The 22,021-nt window shown below is 37.9% G+C and carries 14 protein-coding genes and 2 riboswitches; of the genes, 4 read left to right on the plus strand and 10 right to left on the minus strand.

All coding sequences use genetic code 11. The features are described 5' to 3' along the window. Nucleotides 1-5: 5 nt before the first annotated feature. Nucleotides 6-1,121 (minus strand): glycosylase, encoded by a 1,116-nt coding sequence (locus tag R2Q84_RS02765; RefSeq protein ID WP_316814998.1) that lies wholly within the window; start codon nucleotides 1,119-1,121, stop codon nucleotides 6-8. Nucleotides 1,122-1,129: 8 nt separating this feature from the next. Then, nucleotides 1,130-3,898 carry a glycoside hydrolase family 78 protein gene (locus R2Q84_RS02770; protein ID WP_316814999.1) on the minus strand — a complete coding sequence of 923 codons (2,769 nt, stop codon included), beginning with the start codon at nucleotides 3,896-3,898 and terminating at the stop codon, nucleotides 1,130-1,132. 213 nt (nucleotides 3,899-4,111) lie between these two features. On the opposite strand from R2Q84_RS02770, the gene R2Q84_RS02775 reads away from it, so the two are divergent. Next, nucleotides 4,112-4,891, plus strand: a complete 780-nt coding sequence (locus R2Q84_RS02775) for an IclR family transcriptional regulator (RefSeq protein ID WP_316815000.1) — start codon at nucleotides 4,112-4,114, stop codon at nucleotides 4,889-4,891. A 72-nt stretch (nucleotides 4,892-4,963) separates the two neighbouring features. Here R2Q84_RS02775 and R2Q84_RS02780 read toward each other — a convergent pair whose 3' ends face one another. The 7 genes from R2Q84_RS02780 to R2Q84_RS02810 form a co-directional block, all read right to left on the minus strand. Further along, nucleotides 4,964-5,533, minus strand: coding sequence for a DUF6580 family putative transport protein (locus R2Q84_RS02780; protein WP_316815001.1), 570 nt, complete (start codon nucleotides 5,531-5,533; stop codon nucleotides 4,964-4,966). Between the two features lie 79 nt (nucleotides 5,534-5,612). Further along, on the minus strand, nucleotides 5,613-6,710 hold the full coding sequence (locus R2Q84_RS02785) for a DUF5074 domain-containing protein (RefSeq protein WP_316815002.1): 1,098 nt from the start codon (nucleotides 6,708-6,710) through the stop codon (nucleotides 5,613-5,615). 77 nt (nucleotides 6,711-6,787) lie between these two features. Next, complete coding sequence (locus R2Q84_RS02790) at nucleotides 6,788-7,894, minus strand: cell surface protein (protein ID WP_316815003.1); 1,107 nt, start codon at nucleotides 7,892-7,894, stop codon at nucleotides 6,788-6,790. A 93-nt stretch (nucleotides 7,895-7,987) separates the two neighbouring features. Then, nucleotides 7,988-9,130 (minus strand): YncE family protein, encoded by a 1,143-nt coding sequence (locus R2Q84_RS02795; RefSeq protein ID WP_316815004.1) that lies wholly within the window; start codon nucleotides 9,128-9,130, stop codon nucleotides 7,988-7,990. 2 nt (nucleotides 9,131-9,132) lie between these two features. Continuing rightward, nucleotides 9,133-11,184, minus strand: a complete 2,052-nt coding sequence (locus tag R2Q84_RS02800; protein ID WP_316815005.1) for a TonB-dependent receptor plug domain-containing protein — start codon at nucleotides 11,182-11,184, stop codon at nucleotides 9,133-9,135. A gap of 94 nt (nucleotides 11,185-11,278) precedes the next feature. After that, nucleotides 11,279-11,483: riboswitch (cobalamin riboswitch) on the minus strand. 88 nt (nucleotides 11,484-11,571) lie between these two features. Then, a complete protein-coding gene (locus R2Q84_RS02805; RefSeq protein ID WP_316815006.1) occupies nucleotides 11,572-13,434 on the minus strand; it encodes a TonB-dependent receptor plug domain-containing protein in 1,863 nt (620 codons plus the stop codon). Nucleotides 13,435-13,540: 106 nt separating this feature from the next. Next, a riboswitch (cobalamin riboswitch) is annotated at nucleotides 13,541-13,748 on the minus strand. 52 nt (nucleotides 13,749-13,800) lie between these two features. Beyond that, complete coding sequence (locus tag R2Q84_RS02810; protein ID WP_316815007.1) at nucleotides 13,801-14,682, minus strand: polyphosphate kinase 2 family protein; 882 nt, start codon at nucleotides 14,680-14,682, stop codon at nucleotides 13,801-13,803. Between the two features lie 215 nt (nucleotides 14,683-14,897). Between R2Q84_RS02810 and R2Q84_RS02815 the strand changes: the two genes are divergently transcribed. Then, nucleotides 14,898-17,345, plus strand: a complete 2,448-nt coding sequence (locus R2Q84_RS02815) for a penicillin-binding protein 1A (protein WP_316815008.1) — start codon at nucleotides 14,898-14,900, stop codon at nucleotides 17,343-17,345. 111 nt (nucleotides 17,346-17,456) lie between these two features. Beyond that, nucleotides 17,457-20,642 (plus strand): basic secretory protein-like protein, encoded by a 3,186-nt coding sequence (locus tag R2Q84_RS02820; RefSeq protein ID WP_316815009.1) that lies wholly within the window; start codon nucleotides 17,457-17,459, stop codon nucleotides 20,640-20,642. A 103-nt stretch (nucleotides 20,643-20,745) separates the two neighbouring features. On the opposite strand, the gene R2Q84_RS02825 is transcribed toward R2Q84_RS02820, so the two are convergent. Next, nucleotides 20,746-21,096, minus strand: coding sequence for a GIY-YIG nuclease family protein (locus R2Q84_RS02825; RefSeq protein ID WP_316815010.1), 351 nt, complete (start codon nucleotides 21,094-21,096; stop codon nucleotides 20,746-20,748). A 134-nt stretch (nucleotides 21,097-21,230) separates the two neighbouring features. Here R2Q84_RS02825 and R2Q84_RS02830 point away from each other — a divergent pair, with 134 nt between their 5' ends. Further along, a complete protein-coding gene (locus R2Q84_RS02830; RefSeq protein ID WP_316815011.1) occupies nucleotides 21,231-22,007 on the plus strand; it encodes a LexA family transcriptional regulator in 777 nt (258 codons plus the stop codon). The last annotated feature ends 14 nt before the right edge of the window (nucleotides 22,008-22,021 follow it).

Below are 22,021 nucleotides of genomic sequence, written 5' to 3' on the forward strand. Positions count from 1 at the left end.
TTAACTTATTTAACTGCCGGTTCTACAAATCCGACTTTACTTTTTCCTAAATCCTTGGATGTGGCTACAGCAATGCCACGCTGATCCTTTTTATTTACTGCACAATAAAAATGATATACAATACCTTTATATTTTAAAACAAAGGATTTATGGGCATACATTTCATCATAAGGTTCTGATGATTCTACCAGGTTATCACCCGTCCAATCCGTCCAGTTTACCAGATCATTCGATGCTGCAAATCGGTTAAACCCTCCCTTTCTGTCCTGCCAGAAAGCTCCGAAGTAAAACATCACCCAGGTATCGTTAATTTTTTGAATCACGCCATCACCGGTAATACCCACCGGATGATGCACCACCGGATCCTTCTTAAATCTTTTCCAGTGTTGCATATCATCAGAAACTGCCATTCCTATACGTTCATACCACCTTGTTTTTTTATTATTTTCCAATGAATCTCCTACCGCATTATAATACATTACAAACCGATGCCCGGTGAGCTTTTCTTTATCTTCGATTACGCTGCTTTTGAACAGTTTATTGCGGTTTTCCCACCACCTCACATCTTTATCCAAAGCACTTAGAACAGGTTCCTGCATCCTTGTCCACTCATGTGCCACCCATGGCTGCTTATCAGTGTAAGCCATGCCGATAGATAATGGTTCTGTTTCGTATCCCTTTTCTTTACCGCCGAAATATGACATCCAATATTTGCCGTTAAACTTACTCAGTTTATAATCACCACCCCATTTGGTACTCGTTAAGGCATTATAACCGGCCTTCTGGTTATCGTCCCATTTACCGGCGTCACCAAACGACATCAAACGTCCCATATTTTCCCAGTTCAGGAGGTCCTTACTCTTTGCCAGCCAGGTTTCATACCCCCGCCCACTATAGATCAGATAAGTCATATACCATAGTTTTCCTTCACGAAAGATAGTGGGGCAATCCATTTTATGCTGTTCATCATTCGGCACCATGACCAGACCATATTTATAAGGTGTTTTAACCTCCTCGTAAATTTCCTGCATTTTAGCAGCAGGGATTTCCTTATTCGGCACCTGAGCTAGAGCAGCCGATGAAATAAAAAAAGTAAGACTTAAAACCTTTGTCAACCTCATGATTAAAATTATTGTACTTTAAATGTATAATTTCCTGAGCCCACCTTTAACACTGCTCTTCCTTTTTCGTACCCCATTAGTTTAACTTCAGCGCTATTTTTTACCAAAGAACCATTTTCTGTAAGCGCTTGATTTTCTGTTGCGGGGATATAAACTGTTGCTTGTGTATTTGTAGGTATGGTTACCAATAATTCAAATACCTTATCTGTTTTTTTCCAGTCTGAAACAATCAAACCATAAGGTGAAAGATAACTGCCTTTTGCTGAAGTCAGGTCGCCAACGGGTTCGGGAAAAATCCTGATGTGTTTAAAAGCGACTGTCCCTTCTTCCTGTCTGATTCCTGAAACACCACTGTAAAACCATTCCATAATGTGCCCCAACATAAAGTGGTTGTTAGACACTTCTGGCAATGCAGCCCAGGATTCGGTTAATGCAGTAGCACCATGTGCCAATTGATAACCATACCCCGGTACATCACTCCTGCTATTCATATCAAAAATAACATCTGACCTGTTTTCCTGTTCTAAAACTCTAAGTACATAACGATACCCAATATCACCAGCAGTTAAGGTATTATTCCTGTCACGTATATCTTTTATCAGATTAGCCAACACTTTAGCTTTATATTCTGGCTCCACCAATTGCATATATATAGCCATTGCATTAGCAGCCTGACTACCTGTAGCATATTGCCCGGTTTCACGATTAAAGAAAGTAGCGTTAAAAGACTGCTTTACTGAGTCCGCAAGCCTACCATACTTTTCAGTATCTGCAGGTTTACCCAGCAATGTTGCCATTTTCTGTAACAAGCACAAGTCGTAATAATAAATAGCAGTACCCGTTACGCCCATTGGAGTTTGCTGTGAAACACCTGGTCGCTCAGGACCGATATCATACCAGTCTCCCAATCCTTGTTTTAGAATATTATGCTCAGCTTTAGTCTGTAAATAAGCAATATAACGCTGCATTGTTGGATAAGCACTTTTTAACACCTCGGTATCACCATACCATTTATATAAATACCATGGCAGGATAATTCCGGTACTTCCCCATTCCGGCGAATCGCGAAACATTTCGCCACCCCAGGTAAATTGTATGTACTCAGGAGCAATTTCAGGAATCAGACCATTCTCCAATTGTGAGGTAACCACATCATTCACCACTTTAGTAGCCAGGGTAGCGATATCATAATTGTACATTACTGAAGAAACCATCAGATGCGATTGTTCGAGCCAGCCCAACTTCTCACGATGCGGACAATCGGTAAATACGCTTGCCATATTGCTCTTAATAGCCCAGTCTATCAATTCATCGGTCTTATTAAAAAGTTGATTTGACGAAGTAAATTCGCCTGTTCTGCCCGCCGCGTTGCGGGTATGCAAACCTTTTAATTCCAATATTTCCGGTAACCGACCTTGTTGACTATTTCCAACGGGTGTACCCCCCTGAACCTGCAAATACCTGAAACCATAATAAGTAAACTGCGGTTGCCAGCTTTCCTCTCCTTCACCACTCAATACATATTCAAAATAAAATGGACTACCTGTAGGTTTCTGGTTTACTTTTCCATCTTTAAGCAGCTCTCCCGGATAAACCCTGATGGTATCACCTTTATTTCCTTTTACTTTCAGACTAATGATACCAGAAGCGTTTTGTCCAAGATCATATATCCATTCCTTCTCTGATACTTTTGTGATGGTTTGCGCCTTAAAGTTTTCAAATATCCTGAGCGGCTCTGCCTGTTGTGATCTGATAGCTGGCGGACCTTCTACAATTAATACCTGCTTCCAATGTTTATCATTAAAAGAAGGCAAATTCCAGCCCTTTTGCACTAAACGCGCATCATAATCCTCTCCACCATATATACTTGAAAAGGTAACAGGACCTGGCGCTGTCTTCCAGCTTTTATCACTAATTACATTCTCTGTTGTGCCATCTATATATTCTATTACCAACCTGCATATCATTTTAGGATAACCAAATGCGGGCTTAGATTTCCTGAATCTTCCTTTTACAGGGGGTACATAATAAAAACCGTTCCCCAACATTACCCCAATGGTATTTGCACCCTTCCGCAAGTCTGCAGTTACATCAAAGCTCACATATAGTGCCTCTTTATCATATTTTACCCAACCAGCATCCAGAAAATGATCACCTTGCTTTTTACCATTCAGGCTCATATCAAAGTGTCCAAGACCACTGATAAACATACTGGCTTTTGCAACAGCTTTTTTAACCACAAAATCCTTTCTTAAAAGCGGCAATACATTACTACCAAAATAAGTATCTTTTTTATTGTCTTTTGGTAGTACCGTTACATTTGAATCCGCCAGTTTTTCATAAGCAATCCATTTTGCACCTTTCCAGTCGCCAACAGTTAATAGTCCCATTTGCCATTTTGACACCGGAGTCCATTCTGATACACCTCCTTTATTATCCCAAACTTTCACTTTCCAGTAATAGGTCTTTCCCGATACCAAAGTTTTACCTTTGTAGTTCACCTGGATCGATTGATCAGAGATTGTTTTTTTAGAATCCCAAATATTACCTCTGTTTTTTACTAAGTCAGGCAGATTATCCGATACAAGAACCTGATAGGCGGCCTGCAATACATTCCTATACTTTGAAATTAACTCCCAGCTTAACACAGGTGAGTCTGACTCCACACCGCGTGGATCGGTTTTGTAAACACAACGGAGATTACCTACACTCAAATTTTGAGCAGAAACAGGAACTGAAAGTAATAATAAACCAAGGAAGTATAGTAATCTGCTCATTTTTTTAATAAGATGAATACCTGCTGTAACTAAATTATTTTTTTAGTTTAAAGATTAACAGTGTATTCGGTTTACAAATGGTTATTAATTCAAATATAAATATTTATTTCAAATATGAACATATATATTTAAGTAACTTTTATACATCATTTTAAAGAACAATGAATAAAAAGCATTTAGTATGTTTGTTTAATAAATTACGAGTTAGTTTTTATGAAGGATAAAGAAATGAAGTATCAGGCCCCTGCACTAGATAAAGGCCTAGATATCCTGGAACACCTGTCTTCCCAATCTATTCCGCTTTCTCAGACCGAGATTGCTACTGGTATAGATAAAAGCCCAAATGAGATTTACCGCATGTTGATGAGCCTGGAAAGCCGTGGCTATATTTTGAGAGACGAAGTTTCAGGAAAATACAGACTTTCGTTAAAACTGTTTCATCTTTCTCACCGGCATTCGCCAGTTGATGAATTGCGCAAAGCAGCACAATATCCGCTCGAAGAGCTAGCCAATACGATTATGCAATCCTGCCACCTTAGTATATTATATATGAACCAGGTGATGGTGATCCTTCATGCTAAGAGTCCAGGTCCTATAGCTTTATCTATTGAAGAAGGAAATCTCTTTCCCTTACCTTTAACAGCATCAGGAAAAGTGTTACTAGCCTATATGCCGGAAGCAGAAAAGGGAATTGTATTAAGTGGTAATGATATCTATAAAGCATATCCAGATAAAGAACAGAAAAAGTTTCTCAGTTCATTAAATGAAATACAGACTAAGGGTGCTTATATCCGCACCAGTGATCTGGCTGCAGGTGTGATTGATGTTTCTGTACCCATTGGAAAAGGTAGCAAAGGTCTTATTGCCTGTCTCACTGTTTCCAGCCTTACAGCTTTAAATGCGAATAAGGATATCGACAATGAGGATATTTTGACAGAAGCTATAAAATGCGCAAAGAAGATTGAAGAACGGATAGGGATTGTAAGCCTATAAATAAGCTTTATAAAAAAACGTTGCTCCAAAAGGGCAACGTTTTTTTTTGTTGTAAATATTTTAATATTCTTATTATGCGCTTAAACCTTTTTTTAAGCTTAAGGATGGGTACCATGCCATAAAACCGAACATTACTGCTCCGTATATTATAGTTCCGTACAAAAATTTCAATTCAAATGGAATAGCAGCGATTAAACAAGCTCCAAAACCAGCTAAAGTTGGTGGATATAATCCCGGAACATACATCGCGCTGATATCAGAAACGATCCAGTGAATTAAAATCACCGAAATGGTAGCTGTTACCATATTTTGAACATTTATTTTCTTAAGTAGTACTTTGCTTACCAATACCATCAGGATAAAAGCAATGTAAGTCCAGTACCAGCCTCCATAGAAAAAGCCATATCCAGATGTTTGCGCAATAAATACATCACTGATCAATAAGACCAATAAAGGAAAACCAAAAGCTTTTATATTACTGTTAAAGTATGCTCCACCAAATAAAGCGACAGCACCTACTGCAGAGAAATTAGCGATCTCTTTAAAATTATCAGAATAAGGCGCCGCTATGCGGAAAATACTTACCAGTGCAACAACTGCTACAAGAATTACTGCACTCGGATTAAATTTAGCTCCAGACATGTTCATATAAATTTATAGTACAAAGTTATGTTATTTCTACGGATAATAAAACAACCATTAATAATCGTACTTATCCAGATTAGTGAAACACAAACATCGCAGGAAAATAGAAACCGCTATACGGAATCTGCTTAATCAATGATCCGGTAACCGCATCATAAAAATAGATGTTATTTACCTTATAGTTATCACCCCAGCCATCCTGAACTGTTGTAGTCACAATTTGATTGGTTTTTGGATTATAACCAAGGTTCTTTTTATAGAATGATTGGTTCTCAGGCGTAGTAATAAAAGGCTGATCTAAAGTTGATTTATCTCCTTCAGTGTATTTATAAAGCATTTTTCCACCTCCAAAACTAGGAGCCTTCAACAGGAAGATTGTATTGTCTTTTGTAGATGCGATAATTGGTGATGAGAACCAGGCAAACCAGGTATTTGCGGGTGTAAAAGGCAATTTCACGCTATCAGTTTCCAGCGTTTGAGGGTCGGAACTATACAAGTATTCTTTTTTAGTATACCATACTTTTTTATTTGGGGTTTGTACAAAACCCAAGGTAACCCCAGCTATTTTTTTTACCACACTTAAGTCTTCAGCATTATAAATAATAGCACCTGCTGATTGATTAATTGCATAAATATATTTACCAGCCTTTAGCATATCGCCGGTTTGTCCATTTGCACCCAAAAGCTTAAATGATGGTTTCAATGTTTTGAGGTTAACCATATAGATACCATCAGTGCTACTTAATAAACCACGGTTTTCATCTAACCCCACAAAAGCACGCCAATCGTATTCTGATGATCCCGGGATACGACCAACTTCTTTAAGTGTTTTCGCATCAGCAACCACAACCGGCCCTCTAACCTTGCTCACTACATAAAGGTTATTGTTAAACTTAGCTGCAAATTGCACGGTAGAACTTGTAGGTTTAAAACCTTCGCTATTCGGATTTTCTTTTTGAAACACACTATCTTTCAATGTTCCGGATGCATTATCGAAGAAACTAACTGAACCAGTACCATGTCCCATCCAACCTTCGTTAATCACGAAAAATCCATCTTCATACTTACCAGATACTGATAATTCTTCTTTAACAGTGTCATCCTTTTTACAAGAGAATAACGCACTGGCAATTACCAGTACAAGTGCAGTTTTTTTTAATGTAATTGTATTCATTTTTTATTTAAGTATTTCCGAGCGCATTACTACAATGTATTTCAGGTCCTATCTATCCAGGGTAGATAAAAACTGTTTTATTTTACTAAACTAAGGTCAGCAACACCAGTTACTTCTGTAGACAGCTCACCTAACCAGCCCATATTCGCTTGTATACCTGTCTGAATTTTAATAAAATCAACCCCCGTTAATGATACTTTTTTACCATTCTTATCCACAGCATTGCTAATATCAATCTTATCTCCACCAGCAATATTATCAGCATACCCCCACGAAAATGGAGCACTCGTAATGTAACTAGGGTTAGTCATATCAATACCTGAAGATGGCAATATTGAACCTGTCAAAGTATATTCATCTCCGGCTATCCAAATGGGAAAATAACTCTGTTTGTGAAAAGTGTTTGTCGCTACAATACCTGTATTACCTTCACTATCTTTCCATGGAATTGGAGCAGTATCTGGTTTAGGTCTGGTATAAGTAACAGAATAATTGCGTTTATAACCTGCTTTTCCAAATTCACTTCCTGCTACTTCATACCAGGTATCATCAGGTTTTCCATTATTATTTTCATCCTGCATTACCCATATAATTCCCGGTTCGGCAAAATTTGCCATTGGATTTCCATAAACAATAATATCTTCCTTTTCAGCAGCATTAATTACCGTATGATCAAATCCCAATACGATATAGCCACCCCATGAACCTAATGTAACCATCCCCTTTTTTCCAATGATACCTCGCGCACTTTCTAAATTTCCAGGTGCCTTATTAATAAATTGTCCTGGCGCAGGATTATATTCAAACAATTGTGTTACATACATTGAGCTTTCAGGCGTAACAGGTTTAGTTGGTGCGGCTACTTTAATGGTATATAGAAAAGTAAATGTTCCTGAATTGTTAAAAGCCGTGTATTCGATCAGATAAGTTCCTGATTTTAGAGGTGTAAATTCATATGTATCTTCTGTGCTTTTTACTTCACCATCTAATTTCCACTCTTGTTGGTAAGCAACCGCATTTGAGCTACTGGCTGAAAAGGAAAGCTTTTCGCTTAACTTACCAGTAATCTCTTTATCAGAAACACCCATCTGAATCGAAGGTGCGGGCAAAGCCTCGTCTTTGTTACAGGCAGATAACATACTAATGACTAAACATGCCAGAAAAAGATAATTTTTAATTTTCATTTGATTTATTTATTAATTGATTAATTATTTAATGATTTAACTGATCCAGAGATGACGATTACATTTCAAACCAGATGAGTGCAAAGAATGATCTTACCTGTAAACAAATGCGATATGCGCGGGGATATCCCCGGTTTCGACAGACCACTTCTTTTTTCCGGTATTTTTATCAAAACAGTACAAGGTGCCTGGTGAAACATAATCTTTGGCATCTGTTACATATACATCTTTGCTAACCGGATTAACAGCAATTCCATATGGGATCATAATACTTTCATCTGTCCCATCCATTATAAACTTTTGGGTCGTTAACACCTCGTCTTTTACATTCAGTATGCCGTAACTAATCGTATTCTCACCAGTTAGATAACTAAATTCTGTGCTATAGAAATAAGCCCTATCCCCGTCTATAGTCAAATTACTTACGCCTATATCAAAGGTTTTCTTAACAGTTTCCGTCTTGGTATCAATTACAAAAAGTTTGGAAGCGATATCGTAATAATCCCCTCTCGAAGTCACATATAAATCTCCGTACGGATCAGCCTTAAGACGATGTAGATTAATAGCCACATCAATATTTTTAACGACTTTAAACGTATTTAGATCTATTACCGAAACTGTTCTTTCGTAATTTGGAGGGCTATAACCACCAGAGTTGGCTACATATAGTTTTTCACCAACAATAGCTATTTCTTCAGGTTGTCGGCCAACATCCACCCTTTTCACCTCACTTAAAGTAGTTGTATCTATGCATACCACTACCCCTCGTGGTGCCTTAGGATCACCAACTTCACCCAAATAAGCACTTACATAAGCCTTACCTCTATTGAAGGTGATGTAACGACAATTAAGCACATCAATCTGCTTGATTTTTTTACCTGTTTTAGCATCCAACACCTCTACCTTATTCGATACATTAACCACTACATATAGCTTAGCCCCATATACAGCGATGTCATTCCCAACATCTCCCAAACCTTTTACAACTTCAGGATTAGCCTGACTATAAATATTTCTGCTGTATAAACCTGAATTGAAGTCAAAATAATCCAATGAAGCCTTATTCATATTCATGTTCCCTTCATTGAGTAAGTAAAACCCCTTTAATTCAGCTGATGGCTCTGGGACAAGGATTTCTTTGTCGTCTTTTACAGGTTCTAAATCCTTTCTGCAAGCACTAAATATTAGTGCATAAAGCAGTATAGAGCTTAAAAAATATAGACTTCCTTTGTTCATAATTAATAAGAATAAGATAGTGTGAAACGATACGATCTACCGGGCATTGGAAAATTGGTAATTACTGCATAAGTCTGATTAAGCAGATTATTTATTTCAACCAGAAACCGGATGTTTTTTTGATTAATTTGTTTTTGATATTGAAAAGCGATATCGTGAGTATACCATGGCTGAACATAGTTAACAGCAATATTTGCACTCTGGTCATAGCGTTCGCCAGTATAGATATAACTATAGTTAAAGCTTAAATTTTTATAATCCAGCCCGGCTATTACAGAACCGCTATGTATTGGCGTATATGGAACCTGATGCTTATAGTTCAAATTAACATTACTTACATTAAGTGCCTGCTGATAGGTATAGGTAAGTCCTGCATTTGCCTTTAACATCGTGGTAATTTCCCAGTTAGATTGTGCATTTACATCCAATCCTTTTACTTCTACACTCCCTAAGTTCTGCATACTCCACCTAAACAGATTTGCCCCAGGTACTGCAACAATCTTATCCTTTATCTTATTGTAATAAGCGTCGGACTGTATACTGATCTGATTTAGCCATTTGTTTTCAAACAATTTGATGTAAGTAAAACCTACATCATACTGCTTGGTATACTCAGGTTTAAGAAAGGTGCTGCCAATGAATGTATAATACAAATCATTAAAAGTGGGCATCCTGAATATATGCTTGTAAAATGCACGTAAACGAAACTCCTTTGAACCAAAAGGCTGCCAGGAGGCCATTACAGCCGGCGTAAGCTCAGTCTTATTACCAGCAGAATAATATTGCTTTACTTCATCATTAACGAGTGTCCCTAGTAAGTTGGCTTGAATATTTAACCTGTTTAAATGAATTTCAGTGGCCAGTGCAATAAGCACGGTTTGTCTGGTAGGATACGGGAAGCGGTATAAATTAGCATCTAATGTATTGTGCTGGTAATCTGCAGACAAAACAATATCCCATAGGGAGTTGATTTTGTACCGATTAGACAAAGTTGCATAAAACTCCTGTTGCTTATAAATGTTATTGGTTAATCCCTCATCCTTAACAATATTTGGATCCAGATATCGGGAGTAATCATTAGCATATTTTACTGAGGCCAATAAATTATACCTACCTGCGTCTTTTTTATAGTTACCCTGAACAAAAAAGTTCCGGTTCCATAACCGCTGACTAAAGTCATACACATTGTTAACTATTGCTCCAGGCAAACCCTGCTCGTCAGTGTAAAAATAAACCTTAGCACTCCATACACTACTGTCGGCCAATTTACCGTACAAGCCACCCTCCAATCGCATAGTCTCTATGTCTCCATTTTTCCTAACCAACGTAGTATCATATGTACCGTTGGTATCATGGAATTTATATTTCCCATTTGCGTTTTTATACTCCCCGCTTAACGAGCTGTATACATTGTCATTTACTTTCTTTTGCCAACGTACTGAAGGATTAATTAAACCAAAAGAACCTGATTTAAATGTAGCTGCCAGATGATCTGATTGTCCATTTTCAAAAACTGGCTGTTTTGCATTAAGATACAAGGAGCTTCCTGAAGCAAAGCCTTTAGCTGATTGAAATACTGTACTTTTCTGACCATTATACAACTCTATTTCCTCAATATTATCTAGTGAAAATTTCCCCAGATCGACCTGCCCGTTCTGTGCATTTCCCAATTGTACGCCATCGTAAAACACTGCAGTATGATTACTGCCCATACTCCTTACATTGATAGTTTTTAATCCACCAATACCACCGTAATCTTTTAATTGCACACCAGAGAAATAGCGTACTGCATCCGCAACCGATAAGCTATTCAGTTTTCCCAGTTCCCTTCCCGATAATATTTGTAAAGGTGTGGAAGAAGTTTGTCGACGGCTAATCTTAATGTGCTTTATCTGAACTTCCTTAAGCTCGTTTACCCTATTTAAAGAATCAGCTTTGCCCATACCTGTTTGGGCCTGTAGCAATACAGGAACAAAAACAGCAATGCATATCATGGCAATAAAAGCCAATAAAGTACAATTTACGCCCCTAAAGGCATGTTTGTTTCTTATCATTTTGATGTGAGTATTACCCACAGCAAACAGTTAGATCAAGGAAATGAAATACAATAATTAAGCACTCACTCCTAGCTTCAATCCCCGAAAGCTATGAAATCATAATGCGAGTGGCAGGTCTTCTGACTTACTCCCGGTACCCTGCCTTCCCATTCAACCCTTACAGGTTAAAAAGTGGCTTCGATTTGAATACCGTTTTATAGAGCTTACAGCTGCGGGACAGTTATGGATTTACACCATATTCCCTTTTAATCCAGATAAGTTTAAATTTACCAGGAACCAAAAGCGATGCAAAGGTACCCATTATTTGGCTACCACAAAACATTTAAAATAAAAAGCCCTTTTTGCAAAATGCAAAAAGGGCTAAAGAGTATTGAATCAATTATCTTATTTAATGGTAAAGCTCAGTCCCGCATTCATATTGAAGCCCATGCTATTGTAACCATATATTTCGGTATACTTTTCATTCAGCACATTTTTCATATCTGCAAATAACCTAAGTTGTTTTTTAATCAATGTATATTCTGCATAAACACTCAGTAGCTTATAAGCAGGTAGTTCAACCACTTTCATTGTCGTAAAATCTCCATCATAACTTTTTGAATTGTATTTAAAGTTAGCGCTGACGAAAAAGTCCTTAGTTGCCTGAACACCTGCATTAATCGCATAGATATTTTTTGGCCTGCGGAATAAATAGTCCATAACCGTACTGGTTAAATAGGTATATTCATTACCTTCTACGTAAGCCACATATCCCCTCAGGTTTAAAATCCCAATTTGTGCTGCCGGCTCTATTTCAAAACCTTTAACTTTTTGGCTTAGCTGATTGATGTATCCATTGCCCACATAAACAATTGCATTGGTCAGGTCACGTTTAAATCCTGAAGCACGAAGCGTATACTTTTGATCTGAAAAACTGAAATTCACACCTGCTTCATAATTCTTAGACTCCTCCGGTACCAGATCTAAATTTCCGCCATAGGGAGAGAAAATATAATCCAGGTTAGGTGCCTTAAACGCAGTAGATATGGTTCCAAAAAGTTTTATTTCTTTAATGATATTAATAGATGGGGTAATGTTGTAAGTATAATTTTCACCATATGCTTTTGCTTTGTTGTAACGTCCTCCTATTTCGAGGTTAAAAATGCTTAAATCATGCATAAAAACTGATGCATAGGTACTAAACTGATTGGTAGAAGCAACCAAACTCGTGCTTAATCTCGTAGCCCTGTTATCCAATCCAACCAATACATCTAGTTTTGAACCTATTTTCTGGTTATAGAACAAATCTACCAAATGCATTTTTCCTTCAGAAAAAGGAACAAAACCCGTAGGATCAGCCAACTGTGAATTCTCAAAACTGTAATTCAAATTGATTCTGCCAGTACCGAAATCATATTTTGAATTCGCTCCTCCATTGAAATGTTTTAACTTGATATAAGTACCTTCCCTATCTTTAAAAGGTCCAAGATCGGTACTATAGTTTCCATAAAAATAACGTAAAAATGGATTCACGCTAAGTTTTTCAGTAGCCTGAAGGGAAAAGTTCGCATTTATCGCTGCAGTTTTATTTCCGTCCTTATCAAAAATAGCAGTGCTATTTTCAGGGTTCGCTGCTTCAGAAATACCGTCAGTCTTAGTTTGGGTATAGGCTATATTATAAGAGAAATCCTTACTACCGTAATTCATACCTACAGTTCCTTTGTAAGTATTATATGTTCCAAAACTACCTACTCCGTACACACTATTTCCAGCCTTAGATCCTTTTTTTGTAATGATGTTTACAACTCCGGCAACAGCATCAGAACCATAAATGGTAGATTGTCCACCTTTAAGGATTTCTATACGGTCAACCTGATCAATAGAAAAAGCACGTAAATCAAACGTTGCCCCAATACTAGCTGGATTATTCATTGGAATACCATCAATTAAAATTACAGCATATCCACTTCCTGCTCCCCGAATAAATAAACTCTTGTTAGCACCTGAATTTACAGTACCTCCTCCTACTACAACTCCGGCTTGTTCATTCAAAAGATCCGGAAGGCTCCTACCATGACTACGGTCTAAAACGTCTCTACCAATAATGGTTACCACTTTCCCGGTTTGCGACTGCTTTTGATCAATTTTAGTGGCCGAAATGACTACACTATCAAGATTAACTACGTCCTGTGCCCGCAGGATACTTGTAGCACCTAGCTGGATAAATCCGGCACTCATTGCAATTAATAGTCTGTTATTAATTTTCATTTTATATTGTTTTGTTTGTGAGCTCATTACCCACAGCAAACAGTTAGATCAAGGAAATGAAATACGATAAACGGTATTCATCCCTAGCTTCAATCCCCGAAAGCTATGAAATATTAAAGCTTATGGCAGGTCTTCTGACTTACTCCCGGGTTTCTGCCTTCCCATTTCTTACCTTTTAAAAGGTTGAAAAAGTGGCCTTGATTTGAAACACCGTTACAGAGTTTACAGCTGCGGGACAGTTACGGATTTACACCGTATTCCCTTTTAATCCTGATAGGTAAGCCCTATCAGGAACCAAAAGCGCTGCGAATGTACTTAATTATCCGGCCATCACCAACATACAATACTTATATATTATCTAAAAACTTACACCTCATCCAGCAATTGTTGCTTCATATCTGCCAGCTTATCTGCTTCTGCTTTAGCCAATACAGGGAATATAAGATCCATCTTTTTAAGGGTTTCTTCCAGGATATGACTTATCGCTAATCTTGCATACCATTTTTTATCTGCAGGAATAATATACCATGGCGATGCCTCTGTTGAAGTTTCTTCTATAGCATTCTCATAGGCCTTCATATAATCTGGCCACAGTCCACGCTCAGTGATATCAGAAGACGAAAACTTCCAGTTTTTTGTAGGGTCATTGATGCGATCCAAAAACCGTTGCTTTTGCTCATCCTTAGATACATTCAAAAATATTTTCACAATAGCAGTACCATTATCAGTCACATGTTTTTCAAAGTTCCTGATGCTCTCATACCGTCTTTTCCAAAAATCTTTATCTATTTTTTTAACGTCATTATAACCCGGGATCTTTTCACTTAATACATATTCGGGGTGAACTTTACACACCAGCACATTTTCGTAATGAGAACGGTTATGTATACCTATACGTCCCCGCTCGGGTAAGGCCTTGTAATGACGCCATAAAAAATCATGATCATACTCTTCCGAAGTTGGTGTTTTAAAGCTATACACCTGACAACCCTGAGGATTAAAACCTGTCATCACGTGTTGAATTGCACTATCTTTTCCAGCAGCATCCATAGCCTGGAAAATGATCAGCACAGATCGTGAATCAGCCGCATATAAAGTCTCCTGATAATCAACAAGCCGTGCTTTAATCTCTTCCAACTCTTGCTTTGCAGTTAATTTGTCTTTATCACCACTATAACTGGTATGATAATCATTTAAGGATACCCTTTCGCCTGGAGCAACCAGATATTGTTTAATCTCTTTTTCCATTTCTTATTTTATGATCAGTAATTGTTAAATCCAACTTTACTTATTATTAAAAAACAAACCAGAACAACAAAACACCAGTAATTGTTTATATTAATAAAAGGCCAATCTTTATAAATTTAGGCTAAAATTTAAGTAAATTAATTACGTTAATTTGCATTATAACTTTTAACACTATTTAACACAAACTGTTTTACGTTTTTTTCATCTTTACCCCCATGTTTAAAGAAATTCGCAATAAGTATATTCGTTATTCAAGCATTTTACTTTTTTGTATCATCATATTCTTTTGTGCCCTGCAACTCAATTTCTTATGGTTATTTGGCTACTCTCCTTCTTACAAAGACATCAAACAACCTACACTTCGCGTAGGCTCTGAATTATATACATCTGATGGAAAATTAATCGGACGTTATTATAAAGAAAACCGTACACCCGTAAATTTCAATGAAATATCGCCTAGTGTAATCAAAGCACTGGTGGCAACCGAGGATGTTCGTTTTTATAACCACATGGGTATTGACTTCCGCTCATTACTTTCAAGCGGAATTTCAACAGCCACAGGAGATAAACGTGGGGCCAGCACCATTACGCAGCAACTAGCCAAAAATCTTTACCGTACCAGATACAATAAATCTCAAGGTGCCTTAAGTCGTATTCCTGTGCTAAGAACTATTGTTCCTAAATTAAAAGAATGGCTTACCGCAGTAAAACTGGAATCTAATTACTCTAAAAACGACATCATCACCATGTATTTGAATACCGTTTCTTTCGGTAATAATGCATATGGGATCAAAACTGCATCACGTGTTTATTTTGACAAAGAAGCCAATCAACTTGAAGTACCTGAGTCTGCATTACTTGTAGGCATGTTAAAAGGGACGACAACCTATAACCCGATCAGAAACCCTCAAAAAGCACTGGAACGCCGGAATGTTGCTTTAGCACAAATGAACAAATACGGCTACATATCAACTGCTGAATTAAACGCCTACAAGAATACCCCTATAAAACTTAAAGAAGGAAGAGTAGATGAAGGTAGTGATGGAGATTCCTATCTGAGGGCAGCGGTAGATAAATACCTGGAAAAATGGTGTAAAGACAATGGCTACAACTTGTACGAAGATGGATTAAAGATTTACACAACTATTGATTCTAAATTGCAGCAATATGCTGAGGAAGCAGTTGCTGATCAGATGAAGACTATACAACGCCGCTTTTATAGTGTCTGGGGCAATGAAGATCCCTGGGAAGATTCAGAAAAGAAAAAAGTAGACTACCCTGATCGTGCCATGCGTAACCTACCGATCTATAAAGTACTCGAAAAAAGATATCCTAATAACCCTGATTCTGTTACAGCATGGTTTAACAAAAAGAAAAAGATGAGAATCTTTACCTGGAAGGGCGACCGTGACACCTTATTCTCGACCATGGACTCCATACGTTACTATGGCAAAATAATGAATACCGGGATGATGACACTGGATCCTTTCAATGGTAAGATAAAAGTATGGGTTGGTGGAATTGATCATAAATATTTTAAATACGACCATGTTAACCAGTCAAAAAGACAAGCAGGATCTACCTTTAAACCATTTGCTTACCTGGCAGCACTGGAAAGTGGTATGTCTCCTTGTGATAAATTTACCGATAAACCGGTAAGTATTGCTTATCAGGAAAAAGGAAAAACGGAATACTGGGAGCCAAAAAATGCCAGCTATAGCAATACTTATGGTGAAATGTCGCTCCGTTTGGCTATGGCCAGATCTGTAAACACCATTACCGCACAAGTTACTGAAAAAGTAGGTTGGGATAATGTAGTAAAATGGGCGCACGAGTGTGGCATAGACAGTCAGCTGGAATCTGTTCCTTCTGTAAGTTTAGGTCCAAATGATGTTACAGTTTTTGAAATGGTAAGGGCCTATGGCACCTTTTTGAATGGCGGGTTAAAAACAGACCCGATTCTTGTTGAAAAAATAACGGACCTGGATGACAACATCATAGAAGAGTTTAAAGCAAAAACAAAAAGGGTATTGACAGAAGAAATATCCTGGTTAATGCTTTACATGCTTAGAGGAGGAATGGAAGAACCAGGAGGAACTTCACAAGCACTATGGGAATGGGATCTTTGGAAAAAAGGTAACCAGATTGGTGGTAAAACAGGTACATCAAGCGACTATGTTGATGCCTGGTACATGGGTGTCACCAAAGACCTGGTAACAGGTGTTTGGGTGGGCTGCGATGAACGTACAGCTCATTTTAAAAATGGTGAAACAGGTGAAGGCTCGAGAACCGCACTCCCCATTTTCGCTAAGTTTATGGAAAAGGTTTATAAAGACCCAAGTACAGGCTATACTTTAGGCCCATTTCCGAAAGCCAAAGTAAAAATTACGAAAGAAATCAACTGCCCTACTCCAAGATACGAGGTAGACACAACGGCTAACGACAGTCTGGAAGTAGATTCTACAAATTTTGAAGTTGCCCCGATAGAAGAAATTCAACCAACTCAAAATGAACCCGTAATACAAAAAACAGAAGAAAAGAAAACTCCTGAACCTCCTAAGCAACCTGCTACTCAAGTTCCGCTTACCAAAAAAGAAGAAAGAGAACAAAGAAGAAAACAGCGGCAGGAAGAAAGAGAAAAAAAGAAAAATAGTACCGAATAACTAAAGGTTTGTTCGGTACTATTAATATGTTGTCTACTTAGAAAGCCAGCCACAAACTATGTATTACAATTTTGCGTAAATTTAAACTGTAACTCTTGAAATATAAGCCCTATGAATAAAAGCTATACTTTCCTTCGAAGATCTATTCTCATCCTTTTTATCCTTATAGTCTCTACCGCTGCGCTTCATGCCCAATATTTCGGACAAAATAAGGTGCGCTATAACAATGAGAAATTCAAAGTTTTACAGACTCCTCACTTTGAGATCTACTATTATCTGCAGAATGAAAAACTAATCGCAAAATTTGCTGAAGATGCAGAAACATGGTACAAAATGCACCAGGAAATATTTAAGGAAACTTTTGTAAAAAAGAACCCAATCATTCTCTATAACAATCATCCCGATTTCCAGCAAACAACAGCACTGCAAGGCGAAATTGGAATTGGAACAGGCGGGGTTACCGAAGCGTTTAAAAACAGGGTAATCATGCCGGTTATGGAACTGAACAACCAAACACGTCACGTATTAGGACATGAGCTTGTTCACGCTTTTCAATATCATTTACTTTTAGAGAAAGATTCTATAAATCTGGAAAGCATAAGTCAGATTCCACTATGGATGATCGAAGGTATGGCGGAGTACCTTTCTGTTGGTAAAACCGATGCATTTACATCAATGTGGATGCGCGATGCATTGTTAAACAGAGATATCCCTTCTTTAAAAGATCTGACAAACTCTAATAAATACTTCCCTTATCGTTATGGACAAGCATTCTGGACATTTGTAGGTTCCGTTTATGGAGATACGACTATCGTTCCTCTGTTTAAAGCAACAGCTAAATATGGTTACGAAAATGGTTTAAGATATACTTTTGGTTATGACGACAGAGCATTGTCCGGGTTATGGAAAAATGCGATTGAATCACATTACCGTCCTATGTTAAAAGCAGATAGTTCACAAATTAGAATTACCGGAACAAAAATTATAGATAATAAAAATGCAGGTAACATGAACGTTGCCCCTGCTATCAGTCCTGACGGCAAATATCTCGCCTTTCTCTCTGAAAAAGATTTGTTTGGGATAGACCTCTTTCTCGCCGATGCCAAAACCGGTAAAGTACTCCGAAAACTGAGTAGCCAGGTATCCAATTCACACATAGACGACTTCAACTTCCTGGAATCTGCCGGCACCTGGTCACCAGACGGAAAACAATTTGCTTTTAGTATTTTCAGTAAGGGTAAAAACCAACTGATGATCATCAATGTCGATAACGGAAGCGTAGCCTTACGTGCTGAAATGGGAAATGTTGCACAGTTTGGAAACTTGACCTGGTCACCAAATGGCGAAGACCTTGCTTTTTCTGGTATGGTGCAAGGACAAAGTGATATCTTTTCCTACAATCTTAAAACCAGACAGGTTACTCAGCTAACTAACGATGTTTATTCAGATTATGCTCCTGCTTACTCACAAGATGGAAAAAAAATAGCTTTCTCTTCAGACAGAGTTTCTATGATAACCAACAACAAAACTGCAGTACACCCTATTAACCTCACGATTTATGACATTGAAAGTAAGTCATTAACTGATGTACCTGTATTTCCTGGTGCGAACAACCTTAATGCTCAGTTTTCTGGTGATAGTAAAAGATTATTTTTCTTGTCTAACAGAGACGGGTTCAGAAACTTATATGAGTACACCCTGGCTGACAACAGTGTAAAACAGCTAACTGATTATTTTACTGGAATCAGCGGAATTACGGAATTTTCACCAGCTATATCGGTATCCAGAAACGACGAAATTATATATAGCTATTACCGCTCACAACGCTATACACTCTACAACGCTCCTGTCACTGCATTCAAATCAAAACCTGTAGATCCGACTGCAGTTAACTTTGATGCGGCCATCCTACCTCCAATGGAGAGTTTGGGAGTTGACATTGTAAATGCCAACCTGAACAACTTTGAACGTTTCGAAAAAACTGTGGCCGATTCGATGAGACTTGTTCCTTACAAACCTAAGTTTAAACTGGATTATTTAGCTAACAGTGGCGTTGGTGTATCAACCAGCAGATTTGGAACTGGTGTTCAGGGCGGAATTGTAGGTATGTTTAGTGACATATTGGGCCAGAATCAGATCGTAGCGAACCTATCGGTTAATGGAGAGATTTATGATTTTGGCGGACTCGTTGGTTATATCAATCAGCAAAGCAGAATCAATTGGGGAGTTGCAGTGTCCCACATTCCTTACATTAGTGGCTTCAGAAGTCTGGAGCAAACTCAACTAGATAATAATGGAACTCCAGTAAATGTATGGGATGACAGAACTGACCTGATCAGAACCTTTGAAGATCAGGCGCAATTGTTTGGCGCTTACCCTTTCAATAAGGTACATCGTTTTGAAGCGGGTGGAGCATTTTCCCGTTACAGCTACAGAGTAGACCGAATCAGTAATTATTATGAGGATTTAGGCAATGGCGTTATTGGTTATTACATTACATCCGACAAGAAAAAAATACCTATAGATCAGGCAACCAATTACCTGGGTACCCGACTTGAAGAATTCTCTATTTTTCAGTTAAATGCTGCTTTTGTAGGAGACAACTCCATAACAGGTATCGCCGCTCCTCTTGACGGTTTCAGATACCGTGTTGGAATGGAACAGTATTTTGGTGACTATAAGTTTTCGGCGGCAACTATTGACCTTAGAAAATACTGGCGCTTAAAACCTGTGACTATAGCCGCACGAAGCTATAACTATTTAAGATTGGGCAAAGAAGGAGAAAACCTTTATCCTTTATTTGTAGGATATCCATACTTCATTAGAGGTTATGAAGCGAACTCGCTATATAATAGCAATTCAGGAACAATAAATAGCGGCTTCGACATCAATCAGTTGTCGGGAAGTAAAATGGCCGTATTCAATTTAGAAGTGAGACTTCCATTTACAGGTCCGAAAAAACTAGCGGCAGTCCCTTCTAACTTTCTGTTTACTGACCTGAATCTATTTTTTGATGCCGGTTTAGCCTGGAATGAAGACTCTAAAATTGTTTTCAAAAATCAGCCTGTGAACAATATAGACCCGAAACTTGATGTGAACGGAAATCCAATTCTAGATCAAAATGGAAAACCAATTTATCAGAGAACAAACCAACGTGTTCCTGCATTGAGTGTAGGTATATCAGTAAGGGTAAATGTATTCGGTGCCTTTGTACTGGAACCTTACTATGCAATTCCATTCCAGCGTAAAGACTTATCTTTAGGTACATTCGGCTTAACCTTTGCACCGGGCTGGTAATAAAACTCTCAGGTAACAGTACATTATGATAAGATGTACTGTTACCAATTAGAGCGCTTTGAGAACGTAAGAGCGTATTGAGAACGTTTGAGAGCACATATCTTTAAGAAAGCATACCAAATGACAGGTTTACCTGATTGACCATCTTCCTCCCGGAAGTGATGTGTTCAAAATCCAACCCTATCGTCAGATCAACCCAATCCGGATTACAAGACCTTACCAGCCTTTCTTTTTGCATCCTTGTAAATCTGCTAACCAGTTTAAAGCGACTTAATGCCTGAGCCTCCGTTTTAAACTCTTCAAAATAAACCAGCCTGGTTAACTGCTGCCCACTATCAAAGAATAAACACGGCATTTGCTTATAGAAATCCAACGTTTTAATTAGGTCAGAACTCATCCCCACATGTAAACTAGTTCTGTTCCTGTCTGTTACCACGTACACAAATTTTTTCATAACATTAAGCTTAAATAAAATAAACTAATTTAGTTAGCACACCTATTTGCTATTTGAATAAATATTACTAACTTTATTGGCACAATAATACTAACTATTTTAGTAAAAACAAATTTATTTTAACTTTTTATTTTATGTCAAATATTTCATCCAACCTTAAGTACTTAAGAAAGAAAAAAGGCCACACACAGCAACAATTCGCTGATGCTATGGGAATTAAGCGGTCACTTATTGGAGCTTATGAAGAAGACCGGGCTGAACCGAAATACGATTTGCTAAAAAAAATAGCAGAATATTTTGACTTAACAATAGATGAGTTTATTAACGAAAACATCAATGATGACTGGAAACCGAAGCCAAAAAGCCAGGGGTCAAACCTTCGTATACTAAGTATATCGGTAGATAAAGACGATAACGAGAATATAGAAATGGTTCCGGTAAAAGCCAGCGCTGGCTATCTTAATGGTTTCTCAGACCCCCAATACATAAAAGACCTCCCAAAATTCCAGCTCCCTCTTCCATTTTTAAAACAAGGGACTTTCAGAGCATTTGAAATTATGGGAGATTCCATGCTGCCAATACAACCAGGAAGTATTATTGTTGCTGAATATATGGACAACTGGAATGATGTTAAAACTGGAGAAACCTATATTGTCATTAGTAAAAATGAAGGTGTTGTTTATAAAAGAGCAGGAAACCGTTTTAAAGAGAACAAGGATTTGAAATTGATATCAGACAATCGAATCTATGACCCGTACACCGTTTCAGCGGAAGATATCCTGGAAATCTGGAAAGCTAAAGCTTACATCTCAACCGCATTGCCCGACCCAACTCCGGAACCTAGTATAGAAACGCTAAGTACCATGATGGCCCAAATGCAAAAATCTATTTCGCAACTGAACAAAAATTAAAGACATAAAATTAA

Source organism: Pedobacter nyackensis (genome assembly GCF_032678475.1).
In the GTDB taxonomy this organism is placed as follows: domain Bacteria; phylum Bacteroidota; class Bacteroidia; order Sphingobacteriales; family Sphingobacteriaceae; genus Pedobacter; species Pedobacter nyackensis_A.